Consider the following 19,070-nt stretch of genomic DNA (forward strand, 5'->3'; position numbering starts at 1 on the left):
GGAAAACTCAAGCAGTTCAGGCACATCTGCACACGCTTCGACCGCATCGCCTTGAACTACCTTGCCATGGCAAAGCTCGCTGCCGTTAGGCTTTGGCTCAGGCATTATGAGTCCGCAGCCTAGATGGGCATGCGTCAACAGCACCGCATCGATCGAAGCTGGATCGAACGGCAGGCGCGATCGATTTCTATCCTTGAGTTCCTTCCCGCCTTGGAAGAGGCCGCAGTCAACCAAAAGCCGGCCGCCTTGGGTTTGCAAGAGTGCTTTGGATCCGGTGACAGTTTGCGTTGCACCGAAGAAGCTCAACTCCATGCGCTACCTTCCTGTTGAGTTAATCGTCGCCCGGGCCAGCGGCTTCCGCATCGTGCGAGTGCGCGTCGCAGCAAATATGACTGCTTCGCCTGGCGCTCGCCGGGTGAGCGGTCAGGCCATGACGGCATAGCGCTTCCCAAGCCTCCATAGGCTCGTCCACTAGGCTAAAGAGCTCCAAGTCGGCTGGCGCCACCATGCCTTCCTCAGCCAGCGCCTCGAAGTTCACCACCTTGCGCCAGTAATCCCGGCCAAACAGCACAACCGGCAAAGGGGGCGCCTTCTTGGTTTGCAACAGGGTCAGGATTTCGAAAAGTTCGTCCAGCGTGCCGAATCCGCCTGGGAAAACCGCCAGTGCATTCGCTCGCATGGCCAAGTGCATCTTGCGCATCGCGAAGTAACGAAAGCGAAACGTCAGTGCAGGTGTCGAATAGGCGTTGGGCTGTTGTTCCCCCGGCAACGTGATATTGAACCCTATGCTTGGGGCCCCTGCCTCCGCGGCACCCCGATTGGCGGCCTCCATTATGCCCGGACCGCCTCCTGTCGCGATGACGTTCTCACCGCAGCCCTTCGGCGCATTGAGGGCGCCACCGTGCAGAGATACAATTCTGCCAAATTCCCGCGCCGTCTCGTAGAAAGCAGCGTATCGAGTAATGGCTTGCGCGTCCCCGTGCTTCCCGGTCAGCTTGCCTGCCGACACGAGGAGTTCGATCTCCTCTGGAGATCTCGCTCGGGCACTGCCGAAGACTACGACTGTCGAACAAATGCAAGCTTTCCGCAACGCTAGTTCCGCCTTGGCATACTCCATTCCAAAACGGAGCGATCTCATCTCGTCGGAAAGCAGGAAGTCCTGATCCTCGACCGCCAGCAAGAAACTGCGCGACTGGCGCTGAGGCTGGTTATTGGTTTCCAACTCGAGCCTCCTCTAGGGGGCTGTCCAACAAGTAGAGCGGGGGGGGGGGGGGGGGGGGGACGCCACCCCCCCCCCGCTCCACAACGAGAGCCGCTCAGCCTTGCGTATTAACGCACAGCAATTCGGCTCCGCCAGTCACTACTTCTTCGGGGGACTGCTGGAGTGCGGCGGGGTGGCGGGCATGTTGTGTTGCTGCTGCTGGATTTCCTTCGTCTCACCCGCTTTGGGCGACGAGGAGTGGCCGTGCGTGCCCGGACCCGGCTGAGTTCCACCACCAATGTGCTGGGACTTATTGGAATCGTTCGTCGTCTGAGCAGAAGCCGCAGCGGCATAAGCAGCAAATGCACCAGCTGTGAAGAAGCGTAAAAATGCAGACCTGCTGATAGTCATTTTGTCCTCCGTTCGATCATTAATGCCGCTTCATACGGCTTTAAGCCTATACCACTACAGGGTATGCGTACCTCTTGATGTAGATCAATCCCGACAACATTCAGAGAGATAGATGCCGATCGACGCCTTAGCTCATTCCGGCTTCAATTTTCCTCAGGTCTCTCGCTGCATGCCGTACGTGAGCTGCCGTGGACGAAAGCTTCGTAGTGGGCTTCCACAGTTTGAATTGGAGATACCTCTCCTGGCTGGTACATTTTGCTGTGTCTTCGGCACAGCCGCGACGAGGCCGTAGACCTACAGTCTAACCAGCCAACCGGGATGGCGCCCAAGCAGCGACGGCACCTCATAGCGTTTGCGAGCACGGCGGCCCCGATATGATGGGTGCATACTCGGAATGGTAAGATTCCTCGCTGGTTGTTTCTCCACCGCTGGTCCCAGCTCGGCAAAAGGCGGCAGCCCGCAATACTTGGCCGCGCTCGTTCTATTCGTCTTTCTTGATGCGCTGTGCTATCCGCTCATTACCTTGGGACTGCAGAGCGCGCCCCACCTTACGTTTGCGTTCTTGCGGGCGCTCATTGCCGGCTGCGCATTAGGGCTACTGGTACTCGTCTTGAAGCGGCCCATACCACGTGGCGCTGGGGTGTGGCTTCGGCTAGGCGGCATTGGCCTTGGCACTACCAGCCTCGGCTTTGCCGGAATGTTCCATGCCTCCGAGTTCGTGGCCCCAGGCATGGCAACGATCATAAGCCACACGCAGCCTTTCGTCGCAGCCATATTGGCCTTCTTCTTCCTTCGGGAACGATTGGCGCCATTGCAACTCTTCGGACTAGTCGTGGCGTTTTCAGGAGTCGTCGTCGTAAGCATTCCCCAACTGAGTGCCGGCGGGACGATCGCCTTTGCCGCGGGGCTGGTGTATCTTGCGGTTGCCACGCTTGGGGTTGCCGCTGGCAACATTCTCACGAAGTCATTGGGCGCCAAAGTCGACCCGTTGGTTGGCACTGCGGCCCAGTTGTTGATCGGTTCAATTCCTCTGGGAATTGCTACTGCGATTGAAGGGCACTCGACAGCTATCGATTGGACGCCCAAGTTCGTTGCCGCCTTGCTTGGCTTGGCACTCCTCGGCAGCGCACTTGCGCGGAGCCTATGGTTCAGCATTCTCGAAACGGTGCCGCTCAGCCAGGCCAACGCATTCACCTTTCTGAGTCCGTTCATCGCTGTTGTCCTCGGAGTCATGTTTTTCAGCGAATCGATTTCATTCGCAACAGCTGCGGGCCTGGTCCTGACGACAGTCGGTGTTGTCTTTGTCGAGCACGGGCCACGATCACGTTATACTAAATGAATGTTCCCCATGGGCACGTTGCTTGGCGGCTCGCGCCGATCTCGACCACCCCTGCCCCTTTAGCAAAGCTTGTATTATACCCCGCACCCGTATATGCAGTGAAAGTGGCGCCCTACGGCCAGCTCTTCCGTGTCTCCGGAGGAAACGAGTGACTGGGGAAGGAACGAGACAAGCATTTCATCGACACCCCCGGGGGGGATTGCGCGCGCTAAGCCATGTACTTTTTAGTCTGGTCGCTGCCGGTGCGATCAATGCTGCGATGGCGCAAGTGCCGGATCCCCACGCCGGACATCATCCGGACGCCTCGCAGGCGCCGTCGTCGCCCCTTCAGGGCGAGCTGCCAACAACGCCGGGCGCCCAACCCTCGAACTGTGCAAGTGGCGACTCGGGCATGTCGGGTTGCATGATGGGGATGCCCCGAAAGCAATTGTATCCGCAACTCATGGAGCTGCCGGCGATGACGCCGGCGGTGCTGGCCAAAATCGAGGCCGAAGCCCATAGCCGTATTGACCACGCCACGAAGGCGATGTCGAAGGCACAGGAGGAATACCAACGCGCAATTCGGGACAATGACACGGCAGCCATGGCGGTCGCTGCGGCCCGGGAGCGCATCGCAGTGGGGGAGCTGCAAAGCGGCACGGCCGCCTTGAGAGCGCTTGCCGAAGCGAGGCCCCCTCGTCAGATCGCATTGACGTGGTTTCGCGAGCAAATGAACGTCGTTAGCCCCGGCAATGCCGAGGAACGACCGGGACCGTTTGGCCTATCTGGGTTCCACGTAATTTCGATGGCCGTCGTAGCGACCTTTGCGCTGACTATGCTGGTGCTGGGCATCGGTCGGCACCGGAGGGCGGCTGCCCTAGTCAACCGCCTGTTGCAGGCGCCGTCCGCCCCCCCAAAGACACCGTCCAGCCACGGCGTTCCAAGCTTGGCAATTCTGCCGCCGAGATCGGCCGACTCAGTCAATGCCCCGCTCGTGCAACCACGAGCACGCCCCGGCACGCCGTGGGCCGGTTCGATGCGGGTGGCCTCCATCGTGCGAGAGACACCTCACGTAAAGACGTTTCGGCTGGTCGAGCCGAACGGTGGCCTACTGCCCTTCGCCTTCCAGCCAGGTCAGTTCCTGACGCTGTCCTGCAACGTTGGAGATCGGGTCGTGCGGCGGTCGTATACGATCGCATCGCCCCCCACCCGCACCGCTTACGTGGAAGTGACGGTCAAGCGCGAGGACGATGGCGAGATGTCCAGGCACCTCCACGACAGTGTCACCGTCGGTACCCTGCTGGATGTGCGTGGCCCCTCCGGCGTCTTCGTTTTCGATGGTGGTGGGGCCGACAGTATCGTCCTCATAGCGGGCGGCGTCGGCATAACCCCGATGATGTGCGTGATCCGCTACCTCACGGACACGTCGTGGCCAGGCGACATCTTCCTAGTCTTCGCGGCTCGAAACACCGATGAACTGATCTTTCGTGAAGAGCTGGAATACCTACAGCGGCGGTACCCGCGCCTGCATGTGGTGGCAGCCGTTGCCGCCCGATCGGAGGGCAGCGCCTGGATGGGCCTGGAAGGCCAGATCACGAAGGAGTCGATCGCGCATGCCGTCCCCGCGATCGAGAAGCGCCGCGTTCATCTTTGCGGTCCACCGACGATGATGGACGCCATGCGCCGCGTCTTGGCTGAGCTTGGTGTCCCGGCCGCGCAGATAAAGACTGAAGCTTTTGGTCCGGCGGTCGGATTGGCACCTCCGCCGAGACCGACACCGGCACCCGAGCCGCCGGCCGCCGTCGCATCTCTGATCCAGTCGACCGATGAGGGCGATTCTGGCGCTGCAGCCACTTCTCCGCCGGGCGGTGTCGCGGGCCCAGCGACAGCGACCATTTCTTTCGCCAGGTCTGGCAAGTCTGCCCCCTTGTCGCCGGAGAAAACAGTTCTTGAGGTCGCTGAGTCGATCGGAGTGCCGATCGATTATTCCTGCCGTGGTGGGACGTGCGGCATTTGCAAAACAAAGCTGCTGGCAGGCGCAGTATCGATGGAGGTACAGGACGCCCTGAGCGATGAAGACAACGCTGCCGGACTCATTCTCGCGTGCCAAGCCCGCTCGCTGGGCGACGTTACGGTCGACGCCTGACAATGGGCGATAGGGAAAAGCTTGCCGTGTTGGCGCTGGCGACAGCGCTCATGCTTCTGGCGCCTGGGTATCTCCTCCATGTATCGCCCCGCTTTGCCGGCAGCCTCTCCGGCGGCGTGCTTGGCATCGCCGCGGCCGTGCTCATGGTGGTCGTCCTCTTGTACCCCGCCGTGAAGCACATCGGCTGGATGAAGGCAAAGATCACTTCGACGATTTCTCTCGGCCGCCTGCTGGCCCTTCACATCTATGGGGGTCTGGCAGCTGCGATCCTTGCCATCCTCCACTCGGGCCACAAGTACCAGAGCGTGCTCGGCATCGCCTTGGTGCTCAATATTCTCGTGGTCATCATCACGGGCTTCATTGGTCGCTATTACCTAGGGTATCTCGGGGGCAGTCTTCGCGGGCAACAGGCATTGCTCGGAACGCTTCGCTCCGCCTACGACCGGCTTGCTCATCGCCTAGGAAGGCAATCGAGGGCGTCTGAACCAGCGAGCGATGTCCCGGCCTTGGAACTGATCGAAGCGATCGCAGATGTCGAATATTCTATCGTGGCCCGTGACGCTGCGAAGCGGATCGCCTCGCGTTGGAACGGCATTCATATCGTGTCGTCGATCCTTCTCTACGCGCTTCTAGTCCTGCACATCGGCAGCGGTATCTATTACGGCCTGCGGTGGCTCACATGAACTGGAGGGCGCTCGGGTATCTGTTGCTGATTGCCGCGTCGACGGCCGGAGTGGCCCTGACCTTGGGTACGGTTTATCGGCAGGGCTCTTCCGCGATTTCGGGGTGGACGACGCTCGTGAAGCCAGGCGAGCTTTCGTCCAGGCACTCCTTTCTTTCCCAAAATTGCGAAGCGTGCCACTCACCGACACGGGGCGTCGAGGCGACCGCATGCATCTCATGCCATGCCACCAACGCTGCGGCTCTTGCCCGAGAATCGACGTCTTTTCACGCCGATATCCAGTCCTGCTCGGCCTGTCACATAGAGCACGAAGGTGAAGCACGCCCCACACGTATGAACCATCAAGCCCTTATCAACATCGCACGAGCCAACCGCGGGCTTTCATCCGTCCAATGGCTAGCGTACGGTGAGACGGACGAGAGCCGAAGGGCCAGTCTCGATTGCTTCGCCTGCCACAGCAACCGCAGCCCGCATCGTGACTTCTTCGGGCGCGAGTGCGCGGCCTGCCATCTCGACACAACGTGGAAGGTCGCCGGCTTCAAACACCCGTCTCCTGCCTCCACGGACTGCGCGCAATGTCACCAAGCGCCGCCAAGCCACTACAGGGGCCACTTTCACATGGTCTCGACGCGCGTAGCTAGACAAGAGCATGCTCGTGTAGAGCAGTGCTATCTATGCCACCAGACCGATGCCTGGAACGATATTCGGGGCGTTGGCTGGTACAAGCACCACTAAGTTGCAGACCCGCCGCCTAGTTCTTAGTTACCGGCGGGTGCATAGGCGCGTGCGGACGGCATAGGCCCACGAAAAGGCTGTGGCCCGTGCGGGCCTTGGGACAGAGCATTGGACTGCGGAAGACACGAGCGAAGCGGCCCAGTCCGACGAGCACCGATTCGGTGAACGAGAAAGTTGAAACGCTGTCGCCTCTGCCCGCAATGTCGAGTCTGGCGAAGCAAGCCGCCGAACTTCAAGGTGCTATAGCCCTTCAAATAGAAATGCACGCGGAAGATGTTCCAGTGCATGCGGAAGATGTTCCAGCTTTCGTCCAAGCGATAGATGCATGGCGGCCGTCTGTAGTGCGGTCGCCATGCGCCCTAACGAAATGTCGGGACTTTCCCGGGTACTAACCGCTAGCTTATACCGAGATAGGGTGCCATCAGCTCCTCCGCGCTCCTCTTTTGCGCTTCATCAAGCATCGGGTAGAGCTTCGCCGTGGCAATCTTGAGCGCGCGAATGGTTTCCAGCCTTACCACCAGCAGGCGCTCCTGCGCATCGGCGCGTTCCAGCATCGATGCATTGGCCCTTTGGCCCTCGTCGGGCTTCGCCTCCGTCAGGCGCTTCGCATTGGCGCGCAAAGCGGCCGCAACCTCCTTCCACGCCGCCATCTGAGCCTCAGTAATGCGAAGTTCGGCGTGAAGATAGGCGATGCGCCCCTCGATCCGGTCCGTGGGCATGTCCCCGCTCCGCACTCGCATCATCTGCATCATGGGCGACCCGCCTTGCATGTTCATCATGCCGCCAGCTTGGCCCGGCATCCCGGCATTGGATCCACTGCCCATCATGCCGCATCCCATCATCTGCATACCCCCGGAACCCATGCCGCCCGATTGTCCTTGGCCGACCGAACCCTGCATTCCGGGCATGGACGACTGCGGCGGCTTCATGCCGTGGTCGCCCATCCCCTGACCTTGCATTCCTTGGCCCTGCGTTCCCGGCATCGGCATGCCCGGCATCGTCTGCGCAGGGACGCCCGGCGCCTGTGCAGGCGCGCCCTGGGACTGCATCTTGTCTCCATGCATCATCTGGGCGAGCTGAATGTCATCAAGCGATTGCGCCCCAACGGACGAGATGCCCCAGAGCATCACGCCAATCGTCGTCGTACCGAGCAACAAATGGGTCAACTTAGTCATCGATAGTCTCCCTAGTTAAGCATTTGACGCTGTAACAACCGATCAATGCCCGAATATGGCCGTTCTCTGAACTTCGCGACCCTTCGAAGGGTCGGGACGGGTCGCGGAGTGCCTTCGATTCGATGCCTCCATCTGGCGTGCCTGGTTGTCCTTCGGCCAAGTGCTTTTGATGTAGACAGAGATCGCGGCGGTCTCGTGATCGCTTAGCGGGTCGGCGAACGCCGGTTTGTCGGTCACGTAACCGCTCGGGCCTGCTGCCAGCCCGTACCTCGTGATGCTGAACAGCACCGGAGGGGACTGGCATCCGGCCGTTGGCCCTTCGGAAGCGCCAGTTGAGCTGACCTTCGATTGGCGCCATGGTAGGAAGCGGACTCTTTAGCGAGGAGCGTACGTCCTGTCTCGACGGGCTTGAGGTCGGCCACTTTACCTGGTCACCGACTTGCTGTCGGGTAAAACCCACTACCAGGAAGGTCTTTGCCCAGCTCAGGTTCTGTCTCCTGAGCTGAGAGGGTTTCGCTCGAACCATGACGGGGCTCTCTAGAACCATGCTCGGACGCCCGTCACAAATCGAACCTCGTTCGGGTTCCCACCGGACTGCAGAACATAATTGGCGGTATTCCCGAACTTGCCGAGGTAGGTGACACCGATGTAAGGGGCGAACTGGCGCGTGATTTCGTAGCGGAGCCGCAAACCGACATCGAGTTCAGAGAGCCCCGCCCCGATCCCTCGCGTTGGATCGTCCTTGGTGTAGAAGTTCATCTCGAACTGGGGCTGCAATATGAGTCGCTGGGTAAACAGGAAGTCGTAGCTTCCCTCCAGCTTGGCACCGAGATGGCCATCTCCGCTGACATACCCTGTAACGCCAACCCGGAAGAACTGCGGCGCCAATCCCTCGATACCGATGGCACCCCAGCCACGTCCCGGCTGGGAGTCAAGGTCGTAGCGCGCGCCTACGAGGGCATTGAAGTAGGTGCTGATTGACCGGGCGTAGAACAACTCCTGGATGCCATCGTCGACCTGACCGCCCTCCACGCGGCCTTCGGTACGTAGCCAGATTTTGTTCTCGTCTGTGCCCACCCAGGACTCACCGCTCCAACGGAAGCTGCTGGTCTCTCCGAACCGCCCTTCCAGCTGGTTGAAGATCCCGTGGAAGTAGACGGACTGATCGAGCAAGTGCGGCTTATCATGCGCGGCGGGTTGCGTGGCTGACGCCTGCGCGCCGGCTGGAGTCGACAGGCCCGCCACGGCGAGCATTGTCCCAAGGGCGAGAGCGTGGGTTTTCATAGGATCCGGACCTCCCGCATCATGCCGAGCTCCATGTGGTACAGCAGGTGACAGTGAAACGCCCACCGGCCGGGCTCATCGGCGGTAACGAGGTAGCTCAGCCGTTCTCCGGGCTTCACGAGAATGGTGTGCTTATACGGCCGGTGCTCGCCCTGCCCGTTTTCAAGTTCACTCCAGACCCCATGCAGGTGCATGGGGTGATCCATCATGGTGTCGTTGATGATTGTGAAGCGGACGCGCTCGTTGCGCTGAAGGACGATCGGCGCCGCCTGTGAGAACTTGATGCCATCGATACTCCACATGAACCGCTCCATATTGCCGGTCAGGTGGACAATGATCTCCTTGGTCGGCGGCCTAGGGTCGTTCGCCGGTATGGGACGGCGCAGGTCCGTGTATCTGAGCACACGGCGTCCATTGCCATCCAGGCCACCCCCGGCTTCTCCAAGCCGGTTCATCGGCGCCATCGCGATGTTGTCGACGGCGACGTTGCCGCTCAGCCGGGCAGCTGCCTGCTCGGGTGTCATGCCGACCACGGCGATCGAGCCTGTCATTGCGGCCGGGCCAGATCCGGGCATAGCGTGGCCTGCATGAGGGTCCGGCGCCGACTGCGCCGCGCCGCCATTACCGGCGTGCGGGTCGTTACCAGTTGCCGACGTCGATGCCGAGCCATGCCCTCCGGGACCATGTTGCATGCCCATGTCCGCCATCGTGCGCAGCGGCCGCGGGTCCATCGGCGGGATCTCCGCGGCCATCCCGGCCCGTGGCGCCAGCGTTCCGCGGGCGAAGCCGCTCCGGTCTTGCGACTGCACGAAGATCGTGTAGGCACGAGCGTCGCGCGGTTCCACGATGACATCGTAGGTTTCGCCCGGGCCGATGCGGAACTCGTCGGCCGTGACCGGGATGATGTCGTTTCCGTCGGTCTGGATCACCGTCATCGGCAGACCCGGGATGCGAATATCGAAGATGCTCATCGTACCGGCATCGATGAAGCGCAGCCGTACCCGCTCACCGGGTTTGAACAGGGCCGTCCAGTTCGCGGCAGGAGGCGCTCCATTCAAAAGGTAAGTGTAGGTGGCGCCCGTGACGTCGAGGATGTCAGTGGGCGCCATGCGCATGTTGCCCCACAACAGGCGGTCTGAGACCGTCGGGCCCAGCCCTTCCCGCTTGGTATCGTCTACGAACGTACCGACGGTGCGGCGCCCGTAGTTGTAGTAGTCGCTCTGGAATTTGAGGTTACTGATGATCTGGGTCGGAGTCTCGTCGCTCCAGTCGGAGAGAACGACCACGTAATCGCGGTCGAACCGTTGGGCAAAGCCGCCTTTGGGATCGATCACGATGGATCCGTACACGCCCGTTTGCTCCTCGGGACCATGCGCGTGGTACCAGTAGGTGCCAGACTGGGGCACGCGGAAGCGATAGGTGAACGTCTCGCCGGCCGCGATGCCCTTGAAGCTGAGGCCGGGCACGCCGTCCATGCCGGTCGGCAGGCGAATGCCGTGCCAGTGGATGGAACTTGTGAAGGGCAACCGGTTGGTAACCGCCAATGTCACTGTGTCACCCTCGCGCCAACGCAGAATCGGACCTGGGATCGTGCCGTTGATGGCGGTAGCCGTGCGCGGCCGACCCGTGATGTTGACCGGCATGGGGGCGAGTTCGAGCTTGAAGTCGGTGCCGGTGAGCACCTGCGGGGCACCTCCCGCCAAGGCGGCGCCCAGCGGCATCCCTGCCAGCGCGGCCGAGGCCGTAAGTCCCTGGACGAATTGTCTACGGGTGACCATCAGTGCCTTCCATGCGAGATAATGGTCTGGATTACGTACATGCCGCTGCCGCCCTGCCGCATCGTGAAGTCGATGTCCATCTCGGGCTTAAGGGCGCCGAGGTTCACCGACTGCGCCACGTCGAAGTCCATCGTCATCGGAGGCCACCCAATCGCAGGAATGGCTTCGTGGCTGATGTTCACCTTGCGCCTGGCACTGTCGATGGACTTCACCACCCCACGACCCTGGACGGCGGCCGGCGTCGCCTGCGCCATTTGCTGGCGACCATGAGCCGAATGATCCATCTGGCCGTTGTCCATCGCGCCCGTGGCCACCGGCATCGAACTGTTCAGCGCAAGTACGGGTGCCTTGGCAGGTTGTGCCGTGGCGTAGCCTTCGCCTTCGCCAGCCATTCCGCTGGTGCCTGACACTCTTCCCGAACCGCCGAGATCCGCAGCCGCTGCCGCCTCGACAGGAGCCGCCGAGGTGACCGTGCGGGCATCCGAGGTGACACAGGCCGAGAGCACGAGGAACGCGGCAATCCCGGGCTGCATGCGGAGAGCGACGCGGAGCAGTTGCAGATTGAACGTCATATGCTTCTCCTATCGAACAGAAGTGACCGGGCCGCGCGTGCTTCTTCGCAATGGCCCGGAATGTCACAAGCGAACTCCAGGTTGGTGGTGCCCTCGCAGGTCCAGACGAAGATGGCGGTCTTTCCGGGAGCGACAGTGATGCTGCTGACGTGGTTCATCATCGGCCCGGAATGGGAGTGCTGCCGCCCGGCTTCTTTTGCACCTCTATCTTGCCACGCACTTGCTTTGGCCACGCAATCGGGCTGCATGGTGTAAAATTTTCTAAGTAAGATCTCTTTTGTTCGAGTCGCCTTCCTGCGGCGCATGATGGTGTCTACCGTGACCGAGCAAATGCATGAGCGGACAGGCCAACAGGATCAGGAATGGTATCGCACTCAGCACGTGTCCTGTGTGCTGAATCAAAAGGTATGCACCTATGCCGGCCGCCACAAGCGACACCCCCCACCCCAAGGGAGTGCGATGCAACCGAAATCGATCTCCGAGCATACCGCCCCTCCCTCCTCAGATTGAATTGTATAGAGGTTTGTAGCGCGACGAGCCTGAGGCGGCATTGACCTGGATCAAGAGCTCGCGATCCCGGCTCGACAAACGAATACTTAAAGTCCATCAGTGCCGGAACATGATGCGCTTGTGCGAGTGAGCATCACCAATTGGTTTGCGCTGCCTTGAGGCATTCACTAGGCGATAGATCGCAACGAAGAGAATTCCAAGAGAAGGGACCAGCGCCATTAATGCAAGTAACAGAATGGGCGGGCCGTTGACGTGGATCAAAGCACCTCGGGAGATTGTCCGACTACAGTTGTTCGGCTGAGAGCCACAGCACGCGCTGGTTTGGCACGCAATGTGCTTAGTGGCTGTTTGTAGCTGAACCACTGGGGAGAACCAAAATGAAGCTTCGGTCTACCGCCGCGCTCTTGGCTGTTGCACTCGCCGGAGGGTGTGGGCCCATGTCGTCCGGGCGTGTTCAGGATTTGAACGTGAAAGACTGGGTGGGACACAGCTCCCAGCATCTCATTCAATCCTGGGGCAAGCCGCACCATGACGACGCTATGGCCGATGGAGGTCATGCGCTTGGCTACCTGATTACAAATCAGGCTGTTACGGGCCCAAAATCACAGGTCATCTTTCAGGCTCAAAGATGTATGATTATCTTCACTGTAGGGACTGATGGCATCATAGACGATGCCAGCGCGACTGGTTCGCAATGCCGCATTGGTCCCCACGGAAGCTTGCATCCCCCAGCAACCAAGACCTAACTCCCGGATTAATAAACCTAGCGAATAGTACAGCGGGCGCTAAGTTGCTCAGGATGGCTTAAGGAAATTTCCTTAAGCCATTTTGAATTGGCTTTCGGTGAAAAACTTCTGAAACTCGCCAGATAAGCAGCACCAGCTATATATTCTCAGCAGTCGATAGCTCTTGATAGATTCGCCACATTGATGTCGCGGAATCAAAGGGCTTTCCTTTAGAACGTCCGATCGTTCCCCGGAAGGCGAATTCTGCACCGACAAGGGCGACGATAGACCATCCATCGCAACTTCTTCGACAGCCTGCTAGTCTAGTTCTGCAATGATCGCCCCTTAATCAGAGCATAGAGAGCCGGGATTACCAGCAGGGTAAGGACGGTAGACGAAATCATTCCGCCGACCATGGGCACGGCAATGCGGTTCATGACCTCCGAACCCGTACCGGTGCTCCACACGATGGGCAGCAGCCCAGCCATGATCGCCACGACCGTCATCATCTTAGGGCGTACGCGATCCACCGCTCCGGTCATGATCGCCTCGTGAAGATGCTCGCGCGTGAACAGCACATTTGCGTTCGCGCATCGAGCGCGGACATCAGCGAGCGCGTGATCGAGGTAGATCAACATGACCACTCCCGTTTCCGCGGCAACGCCGGCGAGTGCGATAAAGCCGACGGCGACCGCGACCGAGAGGTTGAAGGACATGGCCCAGACGAGCCAGACGCCGCCGATCAGGGCGAACGGAAGCGAGAGCATGACGATCAGCGTCTCGGTGAGGCGCCGGAAGTTGAGGTACAGCAGCAGGAAGATGATCAGGAGGGTGACAGGCACCACGACCGCCAGCCTGGCTTCGGCGCGCTCGAGGTACTCGAACTGGCCGCTCCAGGTCACGTAGTAGCCGGGCGGGAACACGACCCCGGCGGCAACTGCCTTGCGGGCGGCAGCAACATAGCTCCCGAGGTCGATGTCGCGGATATCGACGAAGACGTAGCCGGCAAGCTGTCCGTTTTCCGTCCGGATGGTCGTGGGACCGCGGCTAAGCTCGACCTTCGCCACCTCGCCGAGCGGGACGGTCGCCCCGCCGGGCAAGGAGACCAGCACGTCCTGCGCGATCGCCCGAGGGCTGTCGCGAAGGTCGCGGGGGTAGCGCATGGTCACGCCATAGCGTTCCCGTCCCTCGATCATCGTCGTTATCGTCTCGGCGCCGAGGGCTGTCGCGATCACCTCCTGAACATCACCCAGCATCAGGCCGTGCCGTGCCATCTCGGCGCGATCCGGTGCGATCTCGAGGTAGTAGCCGCCCATGATGCGCTCAGCATAGGCGCTCGACGTTCCCGGAACGTTGCGCAGGACCTGCTCGACCTCCCGCGACAGCCGTTCGATCTCCCGAAGATCGGTGCCCAAGACCTTCACGCCGACTGGCGTCCTGATACCGGTCGAAAGCATGTCCGTCCGGGCCTTGATCGGCATCGTCCAGGCGTTCGAGACCCCCGGAAACTGCAAGGACCGATCCATCTTGGCCATCAGACCTTCCATCGTAAGACCGGGACGCCACTCGCTCCTGGGCTTCAGGTTTATGATGGTCTCGAACATTTCGGTCGGCGCCGGATCTGTCGCAGTCTGTGCGCGGCCGGCCTTGCCATAGACCGAGTCAACCTCGGGGAACGACTTGATGATCCGATCTTGCGTCTGCAGTAGCTCGGCTGCCTTCGTTACGGAAAGCCCCGGCAAGGTGGTCGGCATGTAGAGCAACGTCCCTTCGTCGAGCGCCGGCATGAACTCGGTTCCGAGCTGCCGAGCCGGCCAGAGGGTGACTGCCACCATGATCAAGGCGAGCGCAATCGTCGGCAGCTTGGCGCGCAGAACGGCCCGGATGACAGGACGATAGACCCATATGAGAAATCGGTTCACCGGGTTCCGATGTTCGGGAACGATCCGCCCGCGAACGAAGAGAACCATCAGCGCAGGCACCAGGGTCACCGACAGAAGTGCCGCAGCGCCCATGGCGAAGGTCTTGGTGAAGGCAAGAGGGCCGAACAGTCGCCCTTCCTGAGCCTCCAGCGCAAAGATGGGAAGGAAACTCACCGTGATTATGAGAAGGCTGAAGAACAGGGCGGGGCCGACCTCGGAAGCCGCTTCGACCAGGACCTCGGCGCGGGGCTTGCTGGCCGGGCTGCGCTCCAAGTGCTTGTGGGCGTTCTCGATCATGACGATGGCCGCGTCGACCATGGCGCCGATGGCGATCGCTATGCCGCCGAGGCTCATGATGTTGGAGCCGATCCCCAGCAGGCGCATTGCGACGAAGGCCAAAAGCACGCCGACCGGCAGCATGAGAATGGCCACGAGGGCGCTTCGGACATGGAGAAGGAAGACAAAGCAAACGAGGGCTACGATAAGGCCCTCCTCGATCAGCGTGGCACGCAGCGTGCCGATCGCCGAAAGGATCAGCCGCGACCTGTCGTATACCGGGACAATGGAGACCCCTTCCGGCAACCCTGCCTTCATCTCAGCGAGGCGAGCCTTCACCTGGTCGATGACATTGAGCGCGTTCGCACCGTAGCGCTGCAACACGATGCCGCTCGCGACCTCGCCGTCGCCATTCAGCTCCGCAATCCCGCGCCGTTCGTCAGGGCCGATCTCGACGCGCGCCACGTCGGCGAGCAGGACCGGCGTACCGTTGACACTCTTCAGCGCGACCGCGCGGAGATCCAGAACGCCCTTCAGATAACCGCGGCCGCGGACGACGAACTCGAACTCCGACAGCTCGACCGTTCGGCCGCCGACATCAATGTTGCTCGCCCGGACAGCGTCCCTCACGGCGGCGAGGCTGAGGCCGAGACTGCGCAGGCGATGAGGGTCAACCACGACATGGTATTGCTTCACGAAGCCGCCCACGCCTGCCACTTCCGCGACACCCTCGGCGCGGGCGAGGCCAAAGCGCAGCGACCAGTCCTGCAGCGAACGAAGCTCGGCCAGCGAGCGCTGAGCGGCGACGACAGCGTACTGGTAGACCCAACCGACCCCTGTAGCGTCGGGACCCAGCACCGGCGTCACGCCCGCCGGCAAGCGACGCGAAGCGCCGTTCAGGTATTCGAGCACCCGCGAGCGGGCCCAGTAGATGTCGGTGCCGTCCTCGAAGATGACGTAAACGAAGCTCACGCCGAAGTAGGAGAAGCCTCGCACCACCCGCGCCCGCGGCACGTTCAGCATGGCGCTGGTTAGCGGGAAGGTGACCTGGTCCTCGACGACCTGTGGGGCCTGGCCACCATACTCGGTGTAGACGATGACCTGCGTGTCCGAGAGATCGGGAATGGCATCGAGGGGCATGCGGGTGACCGCATAGGCGCCTGTCGCCACGGCGAACGCCGCGGCGACCAGCACCAGGACGAGGTTGCGGGCCGAGGCCGCAATGAGCCGGGCGATCATGGCGCGAGTTCGTCTTTGACGAGGGCCTTCAGGGCCGCTTTGAGGTTGCTTTCGGCGTCAATCAGGAAATTGGCGGATGTCACAACCAGATCGCCGGGCACAACGCCCTCAAGCACCTCGACGTAGGTCCCGCTGCGAACGCCCGTACGGACAGTTCGCTGTTCGAACCTTCCCTCGCCTCTGTCAAGGACGACCAGCTGACGATCGCCGCTGTCGATGACGGCGCTCTCCGGAACCGAGGCGCGCGGCCTGCCGTCGCCGGTATCGATCTCGGCGAGGATGTACATGTCGGGTCGTAGAGCGAAGCCCGGGTTGGGGAGCTCAACTCGCACCCGGGCGCTCCGCGTAGCGGCGTCGAGTTTGGGATAGACGACGTCGACCGTCCCTGCGAACGCGCGCCCCGGGAAGGCCCGCGCCTGGACGCTGGCACGCTGTCCCGGGGCCAACCGCGCGAGCTGCGACTCCGGCACATCGACCAGCGCCCAGACGATGGAGTGATCGGCGATCCGGAAGAGAACGTCTCCAGGATTGATGCGCATCCCCTCGACCACGTTGCGTTCGAGGACGACGCCATCGCGGGGCGCCGTCCATGCCAGGGAAAGCGGTACACGCCTCGAGCTTTCTATCTCCGCGATCACATCTTCCGGCACGAGCATATTGGCGAGCTTCTGGCGCGACCCCCTCCCCGCTTCGCGGCCTCCGGCTGCGACGGCGGCATATTCCGCGGCGGCTCCGCTGATCACCGGGCTGTAGAGACGCATGAGCGGCTGATGCCGGCGGACTTCCGAACCCGTCGTGATGTTCTCGACCGATTCAATGAAGGCCTCGGTACGCAGGGAGATCACGGAGATGCGGCGTTCGTCGAGCTGGATGGTGCCCGGCGCACGGATCTTCTGAGCCAGTACGCGCTCGGCCACCACTTCTGTCACCACGCCGGTGCGCTGGATTCGAGCAGGACCAAGGCGAACAGTGCCCGACTCATCCTCTTCGCCCTCGTAGACCGCGATGTAATCCATGCCCATCGAGTCCTTCTTCGGCGTGGGCGACACATCGGGAAGACCCATGGGATGCCGGTAATGCACAATACGCCGGGTCGAAGTCTCGCGTAGCTTCTGATCCTGTGTCACCTCGACAAGGCGAGGCTCTTCGGAGACGGTGACCGCGCGGTAAGGCCAACCATCAGGCGTGGTCGTGGGCGTGGCCGAGTAGAACGGCCTGTTGTCGGGATCTCGATAATAGAGAACGGCTTCAACGGGCGAGGCCGTTATCCCTCCTGTGAGGTATTTCTCGAGAAGTCCAAGATCCCGTACGAAGTATCCGCCGGCTCCGGCGATGGCGATCGCGCCAGCGGCCAGGGCAACGCGCCATCGCCGAGTCAAGGCAGCACCTTCAGAATCAGCCGGCCTACCACGGTGCCCTCTTCGCCCTGGACCTTCGCGGCGAGAGATAATTGCCAAGCCCCCTCCATTTCCAGCTGGGTCGAGAAGCGGTAGACGCCAGCGTCCGCAGACGGCGCCGCGGCCAGCGACGCCCGCATGGTCGGCATGCCAGCCGGCGCCATATCGATTCGACTGGCGAAGATGACCGCATCGGGGACAGGCGCGCCGGTCGACTTCTTGACCAGCCGAACGCTCACTTCAGTCGCCTCGTTGTGGGGAAGTTGATCGTGAACGAGCTGAAACTCGTAGTCGCGCACGTCAGCCATAGCAGGCGCAATGAGCGAGAGAGGCACGGCGGCAAGAGCCGCGAAAGCGGCCAATCTGAGAGCACTAGTCATGTTGCAACTCCGGAATCGCCGCCGCGGATCACCGCAGTGGCGCTGAAGCGAGACGCGGTGTCTTCACCGCGTGACGACCGGCGAGAAGCCGGGCTTCAGACGTGGGAGTTGGGAGGTCTCGGCGCCGGGAGATCTTCCCGGCCTGCCAACGGGTGCATGGCCGGCGGGTGCGCTCGCGAGAACAACACATGCGATGCCGCCCGAAGCGCGGTCGCCGCCATATGCATCAGAGGCGTCGCGCACACTGCCATCAACACGCAGGTCTTTGAACAGTCGCGCTCGGACGTCATCTCCGGACAGCAATGCATCTCGCCCATTTCGCTGACAACCTTCATCTCAACCGACGACGTGACTAAAGTCTGCGGATCGACCCCGGCCGCAGCGTCACGCGCGAATGGCGCGCCCAGCAACGCACACATGGCGACGGCCGAAAGGAAGCGAGCGAGGGCTCTGAAGGTAACCACGAGCCGACTCTAGCATCTGAAGATTGGCGGGAAAAAGCCCTTCTGCGCCGAAACATGAGGTTCAGCTCGGTTGCAGCGGGCCTGCCTCCGCTCAGCGGGTGACATTCAGGCGGTTTTGCCGCGCCCTGATGTCCGCCGGCCAAGTGCTCTTGATGTAGGCCAGGATTGCAGCGATCTCGCCAACCGTGAGTGCGTCGTGAAAGCCCGGCATGTCAGTCTGATACCCATCAGGATAGGCGGCGGGGCCAAGTTGGGTAACCCGTACGAGATAGTCATCGGGATGATGCCAAGTGTGCCCGCTCGCGTCATGCGGAGGCGCCGGCAGCCGCCCACTAGGCAGGCGCCTTTGCCAATCCGGTTGGCCCTCGAGCGATACGCCATGGCAACTCGCGCACGCTGTAGCGTAAAGCCGCTTGCCGAGCGCCACCTGGTTGGGATCGCCCGGGTCGATCCGGACAGGTCGCTCTCGGAGCAGCACCAAAGCACTTGCCGTAAAGACGATGCCAAGCAGCGCAGCGACCACTCCAAGCCCGCGCCACCCGCGGCGCGATGTGACAAACAACCGCTTACCCATCTACCGATCCTGCTGTGCCCGGTCCCTCCCGGTCCTGGCGTAGTGCCGGCTGCAGGCGACAATCGCCGTCCACGCACACGATGGTAAGGATCCGGCCGGACCCTCGGCACGAAACGTCGTAGGCGCTGACCAGCGGCGACAGCTCCGTCTGCCTGATGCTGCCAGCTACGCAGCCCTGCTTTACGAGAATCGCCTGCAACTCGCGGTCGTCGGCGATTGCCGACGACCCACCGATGCCGCCGAGAGCGGCCACGCAGGCGACGGCACCCGCCATCACCCGT

15 protein-coding genes and 2 pseudogenes are annotated in these 19,070 nt (G+C 61.7%); 4 read left to right on the forward strand and 13 right to left on the reverse strand.

Annotated elements, in window-relative coordinates:
• Positions 1–123, forward strand: a pseudogene (locus LJ725_RS16335) (IS5/IS1182 family transposase); the annotation flags it as partial.
• Between the two features lie 9 nt (positions 124–132).
• On the opposite strand, the pseudogene LJ725_RS16340 reads toward LJ725_RS16335, so the two are convergent.
• The 3 genes and pseudogenes from LJ725_RS16340 to LJ725_RS16350 all read right to left on the reverse strand — a co-directional run.
• Positions 133–312, reverse strand: a pseudogene (locus LJ725_RS16340) (MBL fold metallo-hydrolase); the annotation flags it as partial.
• 19 nt (positions 313–331) lie between these two features.
• On the reverse strand, positions 332–1,222 hold the full coding sequence (locus tag LJ725_RS16345; protein ID WP_230551715.1) for an LOG family protein: 891 nt from the start codon (positions 1,220–1,222) through the stop codon (positions 332–334).
• 138 nt (positions 1,223–1,360) lie between these two features.
• Entirely contained in the window at positions 1,361–1,612 is a 252-nt protein-coding gene (locus LJ725_RS16350; protein WP_230551716.1) for a hypothetical protein, read from the reverse strand.
• A gap of 466 nt (positions 1,613–2,078) precedes the next feature.
• Here LJ725_RS16350 and LJ725_RS16355 point away from each other — a divergent pair, with 466 nt between their 5' ends.
• From LJ725_RS16355 to LJ725_RS16365, 3 genes are all read left to right on the forward strand, one after another.
• Positions 2,079–2,951 carry a DMT family transporter gene (locus tag LJ725_RS16355; protein WP_230551717.1) on the forward strand — a complete coding sequence of 291 codons (873 nt, stop codon included), beginning with the start codon at positions 2,079–2,081 and terminating at the stop codon, positions 2,949–2,951.
• A 259-nt stretch (positions 2,952–3,210) separates the two neighbouring features.
• Positions 3,211–5,076 (forward strand): 2Fe-2S iron-sulfur cluster-binding protein, encoded by a 1,866-nt coding sequence (locus LJ725_RS16360; RefSeq protein WP_230551718.1) that lies wholly within the window; start codon positions 3,211–3,213, stop codon positions 5,074–5,076.
• A 26-nt stretch (positions 5,077–5,102) separates the two neighbouring features.
• Positions 5,103–5,759, forward strand: a complete 657-nt coding sequence (locus LJ725_RS16365) for an iron reductase (RefSeq protein ID WP_230551719.1) — start codon at positions 5,103–5,105, stop codon at positions 5,757–5,759.
• Between the two features lie 1,129 nt (positions 5,760–6,888).
• Here LJ725_RS16365 and LJ725_RS16370 read toward each other — a convergent pair.
• The 10 genes from LJ725_RS16370 to LJ725_RS16415 form a co-directional block, all read right to left on the reverse strand.
• The gene (locus LJ725_RS16370; RefSeq protein ID WP_230551720.1) at positions 6,889–7,668 is read right to left on the reverse strand and encodes a Spy/CpxP family protein refolding chaperone; all 780 of its coding nucleotides are present in this window, start codon (positions 7,666–7,668) and stop codon (positions 6,889–6,891) included.
• Positions 7,669–8,205: 537 nt separating this feature from the next.
• Positions 8,206–8,952: a copper resistance protein B gene (locus LJ725_RS16375; RefSeq protein ID WP_230551721.1), complete on the reverse strand. Its 747-nt coding sequence runs from the start codon at positions 8,950–8,952 to the stop codon at positions 8,206–8,208.
• The gene (locus LJ725_RS16380) at positions 8,949–10,730 is read right to left on the reverse strand and encodes a copper resistance system multicopper oxidase (RefSeq protein WP_230551722.1); all 1,782 of its coding nucleotides are present in this window, start codon (positions 10,728–10,730) and stop codon (positions 8,949–8,951) included. Before LJ725_RS16380 ends, LJ725_RS16375 begins: the two co-directional genes overlap by 4 nt.
• Positions 10,730–11,302 carry a copper-binding protein gene (locus LJ725_RS29210; protein WP_329958369.1) on the reverse strand — a complete coding sequence of 191 codons (573 nt, stop codon included), beginning with the start codon at positions 11,300–11,302 and terminating at the stop codon, positions 10,730–10,732. The genes LJ725_RS16380 and LJ725_RS29210 overlap by 1 nt, the downstream gene beginning before the upstream one ends.
• Positions 11,299–11,607 carry a cupredoxin domain-containing protein gene (locus tag LJ725_RS16390; protein ID WP_230552056.1) on the reverse strand — a complete coding sequence of 103 codons (309 nt, stop codon included), beginning with the start codon at positions 11,605–11,607 and terminating at the stop codon, positions 11,299–11,301. The genes LJ725_RS29210 and LJ725_RS16390 overlap by 4 nt, the downstream gene beginning before the upstream one ends.
• Complete coding sequence (locus tag LJ725_RS16395) at positions 11,564–11,788, reverse strand: DUF2933 domain-containing protein (protein ID WP_230551723.1); 225 nt, start codon at positions 11,786–11,788, stop codon at positions 11,564–11,566. Before LJ725_RS16395 ends, LJ725_RS16390 begins: the two co-directional genes overlap by 44 nt.
• A gap of 1,072 nt (positions 11,789–12,860) precedes the next feature.
• Entirely contained in the window at positions 12,861–15,974 is a 3,114-nt protein-coding gene (locus LJ725_RS16400; protein ID WP_230551724.1) for an efflux RND transporter permease subunit, read from the reverse strand.
• The gene (locus tag LJ725_RS16405; RefSeq protein WP_230551725.1) at positions 15,971–17,353 is read right to left on the reverse strand and encodes an efflux RND transporter periplasmic adaptor subunit; all 1,383 of its coding nucleotides are present in this window, start codon (positions 17,351–17,353) and stop codon (positions 15,971–15,973) included. Before LJ725_RS16405 ends, LJ725_RS16400 begins: the two co-directional genes overlap by 4 nt.
• Positions 17,350–17,751 (reverse strand): FixH family protein, encoded by a 402-nt coding sequence (locus LJ725_RS16410; RefSeq protein ID WP_230551726.1) that lies wholly within the window; start codon positions 17,749–17,751, stop codon positions 17,350–17,352. The genes LJ725_RS16405 and LJ725_RS16410 overlap by 4 nt, the downstream gene beginning before the upstream one ends.
• 555 nt (positions 17,752–18,306) lie before the next feature.
• Entirely contained in the window at positions 18,307–18,789 is a 483-nt protein-coding gene (locus LJ725_RS16415) for a c-type cytochrome (RefSeq protein WP_230551727.1), read from the reverse strand.
• Between the last annotated feature and the right edge of the window lie 281 nt (positions 18,790–19,070).

It is taken from the genome of Reyranella aquatilis (assembly GCF_020880995.1).
GTDB classification, from domain to species: Bacteria; Pseudomonadota; Alphaproteobacteria; order Reyranellales; family Reyranellaceae; genus Reyranella; species Reyranella aquatilis.

Excerpts from the sequence above, each read along its gene's own strand:
- LJ725_RS16350 (WP_230551716.1), bottom strand. The coding sequence starts at position 1,612 with ATGACTATCAGCAGGTCTGCATTTTTACGCTTCTTCACAGCTGGTGCA.
- LJ725_RS16390 (WP_230552056.1), bottom strand. The coding sequence starts at position 11,607 with ATGCGCCGCAGGAAGGCGACTCGAACAAAAGAGATCTTACTTAGAAAA.
- LJ725_RS16415 (WP_230551727.1), bottom strand. The coding sequence starts at position 18,789 with ATGGGTAAGCGGTTGTTTGTCACATCGCGCCGCGGGTGGCGCGGGCTT.
- LJ725_RS16380 (WP_230551722.1), bottom strand. The coding sequence starts at position 10,730 with ATGGTCACCCGTAGACAATTCGTCCAGGGACTTACGGCCTCGGCCGCG.
- LJ725_RS16395 (WP_230551723.1), bottom strand. The coding sequence starts at position 11,788 with ATGCTCGGAGATCGATTTCGGTTGCATCGCACTCCCTTGGGGTGGGGG.
- LJ725_RS29210 (WP_329958369.1), bottom strand. The coding sequence starts at position 11,302 with ATGACGTTCAATCTGCAACTGCTCCGCGTCGCTCTCCGCATGCAGCCC.
- LJ725_RS16375 (WP_230551721.1), bottom strand. The coding sequence starts at position 8,952 with ATGAAAACCCACGCTCTCGCCCTTGGGACAATGCTCGCCGTGGCGGGC.
- LJ725_RS16370 (WP_230551720.1), bottom strand. The coding sequence starts at position 7,668 with ATGACTAAGTTGACCCATTTGTTGCTCGGTACGACGACGATTGGCGTG.
- LJ725_RS16400 (WP_230551724.1), bottom strand. The coding sequence starts at position 15,974 with ATGATCGCCCGGCTCATTGCGGCCTCGGCCCGCAACCTCGTCCTGGTG.
- LJ725_RS16360 (WP_230551718.1), top strand. The coding sequence starts at position 3,211 with ATGGCGCAAGTGCCGGATCCCCACGCCGGACATCATCCGGACGCCTCG.
- LJ725_RS16410 (WP_230551726.1), bottom strand. The coding sequence starts at position 17,751 with ATGACTAGTGCTCTCAGATTGGCCGCTTTCGCGGCTCTTGCCGCCGTG.